Annotated in this window: 15 protein-coding genes and 2 pseudogenes; 8 read left to right on the forward strand and 9 right to left on the reverse strand. The window is 60.2% G+C overall.

Going from position 1 to position 12,655, the window contains the following annotated elements:
• Positions 1-127: 127 nt before the first annotated feature.
• The 4 genes and pseudogenes from HV796_RS44390 to HV796_RS33980 all read left to right on the forward strand — a co-directional run bounded on the left by HV796_RS44390 (position 128) and on the right by HV796_RS33980 (position 3,068).
• The gene (locus tag HV796_RS44390) at positions 128-439 is read left to right on the forward strand and encodes a hypothetical protein (RefSeq protein ID WP_246356184.1); all 312 of its coding nucleotides are present in this window, start codon (positions 128-130) and stop codon (positions 437-439) included.
• Positions 440-833: 394 nt separating this feature from the next.
• Positions 834-2,031 (forward strand): annotated as a pseudogene (gene dinB / locus HV796_RS33975) (DNA polymerase IV).
• Positions 2,003-2,515: a hypothetical protein gene (locus tag HV796_RS45700; protein WP_343053045.1), complete on the forward strand. Its 513-nt coding sequence runs from the start codon at positions 2,003-2,005 to the stop codon at positions 2,513-2,515. Before dinB ends, HV796_RS45700 begins: the two are co-directional and overlap by 29 nt.
• Positions 2,424-3,068 carry a tyrosine-type recombinase/integrase gene (locus HV796_RS33980; RefSeq protein WP_343053046.1) on the forward strand — a complete coding sequence of 215 codons (645 nt, stop codon included), beginning with the start codon at positions 2,424-2,426 and terminating at the stop codon, positions 3,066-3,068. The genes HV796_RS45700 and HV796_RS33980 overlap by 92 nt, the downstream gene beginning before the upstream one ends.
• A 348-nt stretch (positions 3,069-3,416) precedes the next feature.
• Here HV796_RS33980 and HV796_RS33985 read toward each other — a convergent pair whose 3' ends face one another.
• On the reverse strand, positions 3,417-4,535 hold the full coding sequence (locus HV796_RS33985; RefSeq protein ID WP_175232278.1) for a sensor histidine kinase: 1,119 nt from the start codon (positions 4,533-4,535) through the stop codon (positions 3,417-3,419).
• Positions 4,536-4,670: 135 nt separating this feature from the next.
• On the opposite strand from HV796_RS33985, the gene HV796_RS33990 reads away from it, so the two are divergent.
• Complete coding sequence (locus HV796_RS33990) at positions 4,671-5,072, forward strand: response regulator transcription factor (protein WP_175232279.1); 402 nt, start codon at positions 4,671-4,673, stop codon at positions 5,070-5,072.
• A 337-nt stretch (positions 5,073-5,409) separates the two neighbouring features.
• Here HV796_RS33990 and HV796_RS33995 read toward each other — a convergent pair whose 3' ends face one another.
• From HV796_RS33995 to HV796_RS34005, 3 genes are all read right to left on the reverse strand, one after another.
• Positions 5,410-5,613, reverse strand: a complete 204-nt coding sequence (locus tag HV796_RS33995; RefSeq protein ID WP_175232280.1) for a hypothetical protein — start codon at positions 5,611-5,613, stop codon at positions 5,410-5,412.
• 107 nt (positions 5,614-5,720) lie between these two features.
• Positions 5,721-5,867 (reverse strand): DUF3096 domain-containing protein, encoded by a 147-nt coding sequence (locus HV796_RS34000; protein ID WP_175232281.1) that lies wholly within the window; start codon positions 5,865-5,867, stop codon positions 5,721-5,723.
• A gap of 58 nt (positions 5,868-5,925) precedes the next feature.
• Entirely contained in the window at positions 5,926-6,510 is a 585-nt protein-coding gene (locus HV796_RS34005; RefSeq protein ID WP_175232282.1) for a BPSL1445 family SYLF domain-containing lipoprotein, read from the reverse strand.
• 234 nt (positions 6,511-6,744) lie between these two features.
• Between HV796_RS34005 and HV796_RS34010 the strand changes: the two genes are divergently transcribed.
• Complete coding sequence (locus HV796_RS34010; protein WP_246356187.1) at positions 6,745-6,897, forward strand: DUF3309 family protein; 153 nt, start codon at positions 6,745-6,747, stop codon at positions 6,895-6,897.
• A 332-nt stretch (positions 6,898-7,229) separates the two neighbouring features.
• A pseudogene (locus tag HV796_RS34015) lies at positions 7,230-7,430 on the forward strand (hypothetical protein); the annotation flags it as partial.
• A gap of 149 nt (positions 7,431-7,579) precedes the next feature.
• On the opposite strand, the gene HV796_RS44395 reads toward HV796_RS34015, so the two are convergent.
• Genes HV796_RS44395 through HV796_RS34030 form a run of 3 tightly spaced genes read right to left on the reverse strand, consistent with a single transcriptional unit; the run spans position 7,580 to position 8,722 of the window.
• Complete coding sequence (locus HV796_RS44395; RefSeq protein WP_246356185.1) at positions 7,580-7,957, reverse strand: hypothetical protein; 378 nt, start codon at positions 7,955-7,957, stop codon at positions 7,580-7,582.
• Positions 7,958-7,960: 3 nt separating this feature from the next.
• A complete protein-coding gene (locus HV796_RS34025; RefSeq protein ID WP_175232284.1) occupies positions 7,961-8,410 on the reverse strand; it encodes a type II toxin-antitoxin system HicB family antitoxin in 450 nt (149 codons plus the stop codon).
• Between the two features lie 39 nt (positions 8,411-8,449).
• On the reverse strand, positions 8,450-8,722 hold the full coding sequence (locus HV796_RS34030) for a hypothetical protein (protein WP_175232285.1): 273 nt from the start codon (positions 8,720-8,722) through the stop codon (positions 8,450-8,452).
• A 1,130-nt stretch (positions 8,723-9,852) separates the two neighbouring features.
• On the opposite strand from HV796_RS34030, the gene HV796_RS34035 reads away from it, so the two are divergent.
• Entirely contained in the window at positions 9,853-11,142 is a 1,290-nt protein-coding gene (locus HV796_RS34035; RefSeq protein WP_175232286.1) for an NRAMP family divalent metal transporter, read from the forward strand.
• A gap of 32 nt (positions 11,143-11,174) precedes the next feature.
• Here the strand turns inward: HV796_RS34035 and HV796_RS34040 are convergent, their stop codons facing one another.
• Together HV796_RS34040 and HV796_RS34045 are read right to left on the reverse strand one after the other, a co-directional pair.
• Positions 11,175-11,483, reverse strand: a complete 309-nt coding sequence (locus tag HV796_RS34040) for a chaperone modulator CbpM (RefSeq protein ID WP_175232287.1) — start codon at positions 11,481-11,483, stop codon at positions 11,175-11,177.
• 5 nt (positions 11,484-11,488) lie between these two features.
• Positions 11,489-12,505 (reverse strand): DnaJ C-terminal domain-containing protein, encoded by a 1,017-nt coding sequence (locus HV796_RS34045; protein WP_175232288.1) that lies wholly within the window; start codon positions 12,503-12,505, stop codon positions 11,489-11,491.
• Positions 12,506-12,655 lie beyond the last annotated feature (150 nt).

The raw sequence follows: 12,655 nt of genomic DNA on the forward strand, positions 1-12,655 counted from the left end.
CCGGGTTGGTGCGACATCAACCTTACATGAGGCTTGAGCCGTATGCGGGGAAACTCGCCTGTACGGTTCTTAGGGGGCGGCGGCGCAGCAATGTGTCGCTGCTACCCGACTATCAACTTCCCGGACCATGTCAGTTTCTGAGCGCCTGCTGGATGACATTCATCCGTCGATCTGGCGAACACCACAGCTCGTCCGCGGTGTCGGACGGACCGTTGACATGAGGTATGTATCACTGTCGGCCGAGTTGTCCGGCGGCGGCTGGCCGGTCGGCGCGCTGATCGAACTTTTACCGCAACGTTTCGGGAACGGTGAATTGGGGCTGTTGCAACCTGCCCTTGTTTCTTTCGGTAAGCGGCCGATTGCACTGATCGAGCCGCCGCATCCACTTAATGGGACGGGACTCGCATCAATCGGTTTGCCACTGGGCTCGATCGTATAACTCAAGGCACCGAAGATGGCGGGCAAGTTGTGGGCGGCGGAGCAGATTCTCAGGACGGGCAGTTTCGGGGCGCTGCTGCTCTGGCTTCAGCAGGTTCCCCAGGCATCGCTTAGACGGCTTCACCTCGCGGCACAGTCGTCGGAGACACTATTTGTGGTGGTTCCGCCCGGAGTGGGCTGCGACACAAGCGTCACCGGCCACATTAAGGCTTGGCCTCCGGCCAGCAGAAAAAGGTCTCGCGATCGACATCCTCAAGCGGCGTGGACGAGTGGCCGCAATGCTGCTAACGATCAGCGTGCAGCAACCGGTACTTTATTCACGTCGCCGGCGAGCACGCGTTCCTGTGCCGATTACGGTGCATGCGGCCGAGGCAGCAATTGAAGCCTGATCGTTCATGAGCGTATCTTCGCCGCCCGGAACAACAACGTCGCCGCGGCGTATTGCCCATCTGGACATGGACGCCTTCTACGCGTCGGTCGAGCTGCTGCGTTATCCGGAACTGAGAGGCAAACCTGTTGTGATCGGCGGCGGCCGTCAGGCTGCGCCTGAAATCTTGCCGGATGGCACCCGGCAATTCGCGCGACTGCGGCAATACGCAGGACGCGGTGTCGTCACTACATCGACGTACGAGGCCCGGGCGCTCGGCGTGCACTCCGCGATGGGCATGATGAAGGCCGCGCAGCTCGCTCCCGACGCGTATCTGTTGCCGACGGATTTCGATTCGTATCGTCACTACTCGCGGTTGTTCAAGGCGGCGGTCCGAGCGTTCACGGACCAGATCGAGGATCGCGGTATTGACGAGATCTACATCGATCTGACCGGCGTCGCCGGCGACGCGCGCGACATTGCGGCCGCGATCAAGGAGGCAGTGCACAACGCGACCACCCTCACCTGCTCGATCTGCGTTGCTCCCAACAAGCTGCTCGCGAAGATCGGCTCCGAACTGGACAAGCCCGATGGGCTGACGATCCTCGAGCACGCCGATGTCGAGCGCCGCATCTGGCCGCTGCCGGCGCGCAAGGTCAATGGCATTGGCCCGTGAGCGAACGAAAAGCTCGCCGCGATCGGCATCACGACGGTTGGCCAGCTCGCGCAAACGGATATCGGCCGGTTGCAGGAGCCGTTTGGCCGCAACTACGCTGAATGGCTTGCGCGCGTTGCGCGCGGCATCGATGACCGGCCGGTCGTGACCAGTTCCGAGCCAAAGTCGATGAGTCGCGAAACCACGTTTGAGCGGGATCTGCACGTGAAGCAGGACCGCCCCCGCCCTGTCATCGCAATTCACCGCTTTGTGCACACGCGTGAGCGAAGATCTCGTGAGAAAAGGTTACGTCGGTCGCACCGTTGGCATCAAGCTGCGCTTCGCTGACTTCAGGACAGTCACGCGGGACGTCACGCTACCCGAGGCGACCGCAGATGCGGCGGCGATACGGCGTGCAGCAACCGAATGCCTGCGTCGCATCGTTCTTGATCGCCGTTTGCGCCTGCTGGGCGTGCGCGTATCGGCGCTGGAAAAAACAGGTAAGGGCACGGGCGGCGAACTACAGCATAGCCTCCCGCTCGATGAGCAAGCGCAGCTTCAGGCATCCTGACGTGGTGGCCGACAACCCCTTCTCTCTAAAGACTGACTGGCGAATCGAAGATTCGCCATACGGTGGCAGAGAGCCAAACTCAGTATATAAGTCGACGACCATGGATCGAGACTCTCACTGGATCACGACCCCTGCGGATGCGTACCGGCTCTGGCAGGAAACTGACGCAGTCGGTGCGGATCGACGCCCATTCTCCGCGCGCTCACGCATCCAGCATGCGGCGATGTTCGAGCGCTTTCTGCGCTACCTGACAACGAAGGGCATGACACTGGCCGCTTTCGGTGCGGCCGATGTGGAATCATTTTTCGCGGACGTGGACACGCGATGCTCGCCGGGCACCACGACGCGCCTGCGCTACGGCAAGATGCTCGACAGGCTGTGTCGTCACCTCGTTGAGGAAGGCATTCGCGAAGAGAATCCGGTCACCGCCATGGCCGCCTTCGAGCGATGGCCAGAGGACGGAGCCGGTTCCACTGTTCCTTGACGTCGACGCGGATGCGCGGCTGCAGGAGTGGGTCGAGCCTGCGGCCGATGACGACGCCCGCGCACTGCGCAATCGCGCGATCGTCGCGCTCTTTCTCGCTACCGGCATCCCGGCGACGGAGCTTCGCCAGGCGCAGTGCGACCATCTGACGGTCGACGGCATTCGCCCGCATCTTGAGGTACCGAAGCGCGGCCCGCGCGAGTCACGAAGGCTCCCGTTGCCGCAGTTTGCGGTCCCCGCGCTGTCACGGTGGAAACGCACGCGCGAGCCGGACGCCGGCGACGCGCTGCTCTTTCCGGCGCCTGGCCGCGGTGGCATGGTCAACGATGTGCTGCTGGGCGCGGTGGTGCGCGAGGCGCTCGAAGCGATCGGATTCCGGGCGCCCGACATGAGTCCACGGGTACTGCGCAACACCTATGCTCGCCGGCAGTTGCTCGACGGTCGCAGTAACTTCGATGTGAGCCGGCTGCTCGGGCTGACGAGCCAGCGCACCGTGGTGCGTCTGCGCGCCACCATCGAGCAACGGGAATCCGTTCTTCACCAGTCGTGCTGACTGATCATCGCAGTCCTGCGCGCTCACGGTATCGACCTGAAATGGGAGGGTCCCTGCCCGGACAAGACATTCGCAAGACCAGGGCGCGCTTACGTCAAAAAGCACACCGGGACCACGCGCCGAGCCGCAGGCCCGGGTTCGAGCAAGGTGCCGGCACCTGTAGATATGTCTGCTGTGGTACTCGAGCGGGCGCGTTGCGCCTCTGCTGGATGACCGGTTGAATCCGCAACCCACAGCGGACATCGAGGTTGCCCTGAGCGAACGGCTGCTTTCGACGGCAAATGCGACATAGAGAGCTCGTGATGCATCTTGTGATGCGCAGGTAATAATGGCACTTGATTACGAGCGCTATTTGCCACGAGGCAGGCGTACGGAGAACACTGTTTCCGTTTCGTCAGATCGCGCGTCGATCTCACCCGCATGGGCCTTCGCAATCTCGCGCGCGATATACAGCCCGAGCCCGAGACTACCGCTGGCATCTCCGCCCTGATGATTTGTGCCGCGTTGTAGTGGATCAAAAATGCGATCAAGCGTTGATCGCTCAATGGCATCGCCAACATTCCTCACCTCCAGAAGCACCTCCGCGTCCCTGCCGACAACTGTCACCCGCACGGGCGCGTCCTGCGCTCCATACTTGATCGCATTCAGAACCAGGTTGCCAAGCAACTGCTGTAGACGTCTGCCATCCCAGACACCGACGCAGTCACCGAGCACGTCAAGATCGACCTGACGGTCCGGATGCACAACGCGCAACTGATCCAGTTCATCGGCAAACAGCTGGGCAAGATCGGTGTCGGCAGGCGCAATACTGATACCCAGACCCAGCTTGCTCCGATTGTAATCAACCATATCGTCCAGCAACGCCTGCATGCGTGCACCGCTTCTGATCAGGCGGGACGCGGCGCCCGACACTTTTTCACCGGCGTTCAGCGCCGCCAGATATGACGCGGTTATCTGAATGGTCTGCAGCGGACTGCGCATGTCGTGCCCTAGCATTCCAAGCAACAGATTGCGAGCCCGGTTGACGTACGCGCTGAAAAAGCTTACCGACTCGGCAATGGCCTGATCGATTGCCTCGTTAAAGCGAACGATGTCCTCCACATGATGACTGTCAGGCTCAAACTCGTCCATCCACAGTCGAAGCACGCTCGCGCGCAGAGCGCGGTATTCGGCAATCAGCTGGTTGATGTCAAAGCCGCTTTGTGCGCGCAGGAGGGCGTGTGTTTGTGCCGCTGTCTCCGGGGCATCGGCCAGCCTGGGCGCTCGCCCCATCGACTTTTCAAGCTGGTCGGCCCCGCTTTGGGGAGTAGACAGATCCTTTGCGACAGCCTCAAGAAGCTGCTGCGCGTGGTCCCGCAAGGCCAGGGATTTCATGCCTGTCGCTGCCGGCAACAGGGTGCCGGCGAACTCCTCCCATCGCGACAGAATGGCTTCCATGTGTTCGAGGATGAAGTCGGACAATCGCATGTCTACCCCTGAGACGGACCGAAAGATCTCGATCCCGTATAACGCATTTTTGCGGAATCTCCGCCTGTTAGCAAACTGACTATACATGGTCGGCGGGTCCATCGATTGCTGACTGTAAGGCAATAGGAGAATTCAATGCCGACCCGAAACGCCGTGCGCCTGCTCATCGCGGACGACGACCCGAACATACTGGCGGCATACGTTGTGTTCTTCGACGCACAGGGGTATCAAATGCGCACAACCGGAGATGGAGCGCACGCCGTGGCGGAATACAGTGTGTGGCGCCCGGATGCGGTTGTTCTCGACATTCAGATGCCCGGTATGGACGGACGCGCGGTGGCAAGAGAGATTCGGCACCTGCAATTCATACCGCCGCCGTTACTGGTGGCGATCACCGCGCTGACATCGCCGGCCGAGCACGCCGAATCTATCAGGGCCGGGTTCAACCACCATTTTGCAAAACCCGCGGACCTCCCGGTCATTCTGGCTGCGATCGCGGCCCACATCCGCCGCTCTGCGGCCACAGACGATCCGTGACAGTCGACTTCGCGACCAGCGACCGCTTTCCTGCACCAGAGGCAAAATCAGTTGCTAAACGCCGACTCTGCCCCGAACGCCGGTCTGGCTGCGCCGCCGGTTTGCGCGCCGCCGCTCATATCCAGCCGCTGATTGAGAGCAGAACTGCGCCTAGCCAGACCAGCACCTGATAGGTGATCATCCACTCTTTGAAAGTGGATCCGCAAAATGGGCACGCGCTGCACAGTCCCGTGTCGGGATAGCACCACCTCCCGCCCCTACCTCTGTGGTCTTTTGTGCAGGCGTCGTCGACTCGTGTGATTGCTTTGTTCGGAAGCCAGCACGCAGGCAGTTTTCTTTACGCCGAGAGTCGCTCGATTTCGTCGAATAGCGTGAGAAGCCGGGCCACGCGGGTTTTCCCATTGGGTAGCAGACGCTGGTGTGCCGACAGCGAAAGAATGCGATGACGCCAGTACTCCGGTCCAAGCGGGCCGCCCCGTACAAGAAACGGAATGATCCGTTCAAGGTGCCTCAGTTCATCTTCGAATTGATTGTGCAACATTGTGTTCCCCGCCAATGCCTGATTTCCGGCGACGAGTATGGGCGGACCGCTGCTGCATGTCCGCCCGCTACCGTACAAGGCATGGGGCGGTACCGGGTCTCACGGCATCAATGAAGATGATGTCCGAACAGGCCGAGAAGCCCAATGATGATCAGATAGATCGCCACGATGTAATTCAACAGGCGTGGCATAACCAGAATCAGTATGCCCGCAACCAGTGAAACCAGTGGACCCGCGCTCGTCAGTATGTGCATGCTGTCTCCAGCCGGACGCGGACGACGGAAACGAACGTCCGCGACGACGAAACACCCGTTACAGCGATTCAAGTCGGCTCACCTTTGTACCGTCGACTGTTGCGCCCGCCATCAATCCGCCGTTTGTCAGCACGAAGGCGCTGATCTGTCCGGTTGCGGTGCCCGTGTCAACATTGCCGTTCGCGCCGATTTTGACAACGGCCACCGAAGCGTCAGCGCCCGCTGACCAGCCTTCGCTACTGCGAAAACGTTCCAGCGCATTGGCTGTCATGAACAGAAAGACAATCGCTTTCGATTGCGCGCCAACCTGCAATCCGACCGAGGCACTTGTCGTGCTATAGTAGCCGACTGATTTGCCGCCCACGCGTAATGCCCCCTCGCCATACTGTCCGCCCACCCCAAAACCCGCATTGAGTACGGACGGAAAGATCAACATGCCAGTCGATTTCCCGACCAGTTCCCGGGAACCTGGCGCGACGTTGTAGAGCCGCGTGAGAGTCGAGTCGACTCCGGCGTCGATGGAATGGCGTTTGTCATTCTGTCCCATCGAATTGGCTGAGGTCGTTGTCGTACAGCCTGACAGTGCGAAGCCGATCGCGAGAACCGAACCCGGTGCGCCCCACATGAATGTTCGTCGTAGCATCGCAGTTTCCCCTTTGTTTTCGGATGTTTCCGACGCTAGCCCATAACAGATCGACAAGCGGTACGACACCGTACAGACAAGCCATCGCCCGCTCAATAAGGTGAACGCTCAGAGGTAGAGAAACGGGTTCGCCTCGACTGGATTCGCGACCGCGCAGAAAACGTAGCTCACGCCAGAATCAGGATGGGTTGCGGGCGGTCGAGCCACCAGCGCTCAGAAGGATTCGAGATGGATATGGGCGTTCTTGTACTGATCGTCGCGGTGGTACTGCTGGTCTCTGCGCTGCCAAGATGGCCACATAGCCGCAGGTGGGGATACCTCCCGACCAGCGTGCCGGGAGTGGTCGCGATTGCCGTACTTGTACTGGTTTTGATGGGAAAGATGTAAGACACGCGTTCTCGTTACAAGTTGATCCGGCCATATCTAACGCCACAAATCCAGGGAACACTATGACTTACGCGATGTGGGGAATTTTGACAGCCATGATGTTGATTTTATCGGTCTCCTTTCACCGGTATCGGAAAAGCGTCGCGCGAAAGCAGGAGACTCGCTGGCTAAACGAGCACCACGTGATCGACAGGCTGCGCGCGATAGACTCGGTTTGTAGTCATGCCTCGCGTATGCACAGCAACCCCGGATAGCCGGGTTCTGCGCGGAGTGATTTCCGGAAGCACCGGGCATGTCACGTGGTAAAGACTGGCCCTGGAGGAGCGGACGAGATGACCCTGAACTACGCAGGCAGGTCGCACGATGAAGCCATGGCAGTGCGACACAAACAGAAACAGAAGGCGCAGGAACAGGCGGGCGGCGTCATGGCAATCGAAGGTACGGAGGCCGACGCCGGGCACAGTTGCGGCGAGCTGTCCGAGCAAGGCAAGCAGGTATGGCGAACTGGAAGCGGAATCGACGGCGGCGGGAAAGGAGTGATGCGATCTTGTCAATTCGGCGTCAGGCACAATGGAGCAATTCATTTCCGTCCGTATCGCTCGCCAACCAGCAAGTGTATTGAATGAAGCCCTGGAAACGTACAACGCCGCCAGGCACTGTACGCCACCGATGTTGTGCCAGCTTATAGAGCCTGCCAGAGCGACCTTTTACCGGCCTTTTGTTTCCCCGTTCTTCTTTTTTGAACCGCCGATGGCCAGGATCGCATCGAGCCGCTGCCAGCGCCTAGCCATTTCCTCGCGTGCCTGATCCATTGCTTCGGCTTCCTGTATGGGATCTCCACGGCGTCTCGCTCTTCAATTTCCGCGGCAACCGGCATGCCATCATCCGTCGCACGCTGCATGGCTTCTCTGCGTCTTTTGCTTTCTGCCAGCTCTTCCGCATTGACCTGGTCATCGTTCATGATCCACTCCTGTGAGACATACTGGTTCGCCGACAGGCGGTTGGCGCCGCCCTGATAGCCGGGACGGCGCGACACATCGTAACGGTGTTCGTGGCGCACGCGTCATCCGTCCACGAAGACCCGTTGGGAAACAGGCATGCTGGACAACTGTCCTTCATACCGGCTCGCAAGTTCGTGTACGACAGCCAGCGTGATCAACGCAGAGCGTGTGATGTGACGTTCTCTTGCTGCCAGATCGACTTGCTGCAGCAGACTTTCGAGCAGACTGAACTGGATGCCCACGGCCTGCGAGGTAACCCGCTCGAGATTGATGTCGACAAACATCCAGATTCCCTCTCCATCGTCCATGTCAAGCACATGCAATTCCGATGTACTGCAGGTGGGAGCGGGTATGAGTTGCTCGCTGCGGTCATAGGCCAATTCGACAGCCTCCTGCGCGTCGCTCTTCAGTTCATCCATCGAATTGCCGTGCGCAGCCGCACGGGGGAAATTGGGAAAACTGGCGCGAAAGCCAGTGTCGCCATCGCGGTGCACATAAAGCGGATATTGCATGTCCTGCTCCACTCCGACGGAGGACCGACTGGCATTCAGTCAGAGTCCGCTCGCCTGAACGTTGCCGTCGACGATGTCCTTGCCGTATTGCATCGCGAGGTCGATGGCATCACCCGCGGTGGTGGGACTTGCTGTAGTGAACAACGTCGCATAGCGCCGGGCCTTGGCCTCGCCTGGCTGAATGGTGTCGATGCGCACGACAGACGAAAACCGCCGCGGACCTTTGGCATACGGGTCACGATGCAGCGGAAACTCCTGATGAGAGTACGCGCGTAACTCGTACCCTCTGTATTCGATGGTGGGAATGGTCATGACGACGCGCTCCGTAAATGGTGCTGACCGTCATTGAACCGTGCCTATCCGGATGCGAAAAAAGGGCGGCCAGAGGTACATCTGGATCACTTCACAATGCGCCTGATGATGCCGCAAAGCAATCTAAATCGTGCGGATTTAAGAATGAAGGCCAGCGTCTTGCCGGCCTCCTCATCGGACGGCGAGTCCGTCCAACGACCTGCTCGTGCAGGACGTATTTTTCGTGCTTGCGCGTGAGTTGTGCATCGCCATTACCTACGCGATTTCCGATCCCCGAGTGCCGGCTGCACGCGTGGCGGTGCTGCGTCATCTCCTGAGACCGCATCAGCGCGCCTCCGATTGCGGACTACATCGCAGTCGGCGGTACAAGCACGATTGCGTAGCGACATATCGCCAAGCGTTGGTTCGAGCACGCGACGCAGTTCCGTATGCACGCGACAAGCGGATTGGACAGCCAACGCGGGCTTTCGCGAATTGAATCGTCCACCAGCGCAATGGCATTGCAACGACGCTCCCGGCTACGAACGCGGCGAAAAAAATAGTGCGGTCCGGTGAAGATCATGGGGCCACTCCTCGTTTGTCGAGTGGCCTGAACGGGCAATCGGGCTAAGTATGTTGTGCGAGACTGTCTTGGGCACCTTTCCTTGTGAGAGATACGAGGCACCTGTGGTCACGATGCGCGCGCCTGTGTCGAACGTCGGTACGGTGCCGTACGGGCATGCGTCTGCGTCGGCGTGCGATGGATGGATGAGGGCGGCGTTGCTAGCCTCACTGATATCGAAGCCGGCATGCGATGCCACGCCTACACCGTCGCACGCGAATGAATTCAGGCTTTCAACCGTTGCCGTTCGTTCCTTGACTGACGCGAGGCGTTGAAGAAATAGAGCTGCCCACGAATTTCGTGTGCGGCGTCGTGATGGTTGTGTCTCGCACCACGCTTTATGGAAGAGAGAGCGCCTCGTCGCCTCGCCCCACCTCCGGATAGTACGGCGTCCCGCCCGTACGTCGCCGTACTGATCTTGATCCAGATCAGGCGCAGACTTTTCCAACCAGGATACCGTTGAGTTTCTTGCAGCAGTCAATGAAGGGGAAACGACCTACTCCAGCGGGCCGGCCCGGGAGTCGCCGAAATGGACACACTCACATCACAGTCGGTAAAACAGCCTGAGCGGCCGAAGCTATTGCAGATCATGGGGCCGGGCCTTATCACCGGGGCCTCCGACGATGATCCCAGTGGCATCGCGACCTACTCCCAGGTCGGCGCCCAGTTCGGCTACGGACTCGCGTGGACCTTGCTGTTCAGCTATCCGCTGATGGCCGCCATCCAGGAGATCAGCGCACGCATTGGACGCGTCACCGGCTATGGCATCGCAGGCAATCTTCGCCGGCATTATTCGCCCTGGCTATCCAGCACGATCGTCGGCATGTTGCTGATCGCGAACACCATCAATCTTGGCGCTGACCTCGGCGCGATGGGAGCGGCACTGAAGCTGTTAATCGCCGGACCCTCCCTGCTCTACGTCAGTCTATTCGGCCTGCTTTCCGCTAGTCTGGAGATCTTCACGCGCTATGCACGTTACGTCTCTGTGCTGAAATGGCTGTGTCTGTCGCTGTTCAGCTATGTCATCTGCGCGTTCGTCGTGAAGGTACCGTGGACCGATGTTGGCTGGGCGGTGATCTGGCCACATCTGTCGATGAACCCTGACTACTTGGTGGCGATCGTAGCCGTCATGGGAACAACCATCAGCCCGTATCTGTTCTTCTGGCAGGCTGAACAGGAAGTCGAAGATGAGCAGGAACGCCCCGGCGCACGCGCCCTGACCAGTGCCCCGGAACAGGCGCGGGCCGAGTTCAGCCGCATGCGCATCGATACGTATCTCGGCATGGCGCTATCAAACGTCATCGCGTTCTTCATTGTCGTGACGACGGCGACCACGCTGCACGCACACGGAGTCACCAACATTCAGACATCCGCCGAAGCCGCTGAGGCGCTGCGCGCGGTTGCGGGCCAGTTCACGTTTATCGTATTTGCGGCCGGCATCATCGGCACTGGCATGCTGACGCTTCCCGTGCTCGCCGGATCGGCCGCCTATGCTGTGGGCGAGCTGTTTTCGTGGCGCGTCGGCCTTGCGCGCCGGCCGTTCCAGGCGAAGGCGTTCTACGGGGTGATCGCTGCCGCGACGGCGATTGGCGTCGGCCTGAACTTCACCTCGATCGACCCCGTCAAGGCACTGTACTGGAGCGCGGTTGTCAACGGAATAGTTGCCGTGCCCGTCATGATTGCGATGATGTTTCTTTCGATGCGCACGGACATCATGGCTGGCTTTACGCTGCCGTTGGCGTTACGTGCACTCGGCTGGGGTGCAACGATCGTGATGGCGACGACCATCGTCGCCATGGCCATGACATGGTTCAGATGAAGCGATACGCGCGGCCCGCAGGCAGCGCCACGCTACGAACGCGTGACACGCGCGCGCAACGCATCGATTTCATCGAGCAGGTCGAGGGCTAACGCAATGCCCGGCGGGTTGATGTCGAAGTCGCTCGCCAGCCGCACAGCGACGCGCGCCCGGTAGAGTGAAGTGCCTGTGAACCGCCACGTCTGCTGCGCGCCGTCCTGCTCCCCGAAGGCGCCTTCCGACACCCACAGAACAACCTGCGATTCCGAAGCGCCCGTCGCCCGACATAATCCGGACAGTGTGAACCCGCTGTCTTCCTCGACAATGCGACCTTCAAGCCAGATCGTTGACGGTTCGCTCATCATGATCACCTGTAGAAGTCGGCGCGCGGATCGAAATCGAACGCCTGTCGCATCCTGTCCCATGTCGCCTTTGCGCTGTCGCTGTCGGCCGGAGGCAGCGCGATGTTCAAGGTCACATACAGGTCGCCCGGCGGATTGCCCGGGATGCCCTTGCCTTTGAGTCGCAATCGCCGACCGCCGACGGAATCCGGCGGGATCGTCATTTCGACGGAACCGTCGGGCAGCGGCACCGTCACGCTCGCGCCGAGTGCCGCCTCCCAGGGCGCGACCGGCATGGCGAGTGATACGTCACGTCCGTCGACACGAAAACGTGGGTGATCGCGCAACCGGATTTCCAGATAGAGGTCGCCCGCACGTCCCTGTCCGAAACCGGCACCGCCCTGGCCAGAAAGCCGCAGATGTTGCCCGCTTCGCGTCCCCTTGGGGATCGATACGTTAAGCGTGCGCGAGCGTAACGAAACACGGCCTTGCGCATCGAGAACCGGTGTTTCCAGCGAGATGGCACGTTGTGCGCCGCGATATGCATCTTCGAGATCGATGGTGATGTTCGCGTGATGATCCTGTCCCGGCATCGGGCATTGCACGCCGCTGTAGGCGTCTTCGAGATCACTTGCCGTATGCCCGGCGTGATCAGCCTGCGATGTTTTTCCGCTGGCCGGCTGCCTCTGACTGCCTGCGTGTTCACTGCCGAACATCGCTTCGAAGAAATCACTGAAGTCCGCGTTTGAACGACTGCGGTTTTCCTTTCCGTTGAACTCGAAGTTGTCATCCCATTGCGGCGGCGGCTGAAAATCCTGACCTTCGTGCCACTGGCTACCCATCCGGTCGTAGGCTGCGCGCTTCTCCGTATCCTTGAGCACCGTATACGCCTCGCCGAGTTCCTTGAAGCGCTCCTCCGCATCGGCCTGCCTGCTCACATCCGGATGATATTTGCGCGCCAGCTTCCGGTACGCACGCTTGATACCGTCCTGCGTCGCATCGCGTGGCAGTCCGAGGATCTGGTAGTAGTCCCTGTATTTCATCTCAAAGGCTCGGCCGCGAAAAGGTAGGCGCGCACGCCAGGCGTTGTCGGACGGATATTGTTTCGGCACCTGAAGCAGAGTGCGCTCGACGTGCTCAGAATGACTACGTTGAACGCGTATGCAATGGAAAGCGGTACGGTACCGTACCCA

It is taken from the genome of Paraburkholderia humisilvae, from assembly GCF_902859855.1.
In the GTDB taxonomy this organism is placed as follows: domain Bacteria; phylum Pseudomonadota; class Gammaproteobacteria; order Burkholderiales; family Burkholderiaceae; genus Paraburkholderia; species Paraburkholderia humisilvae.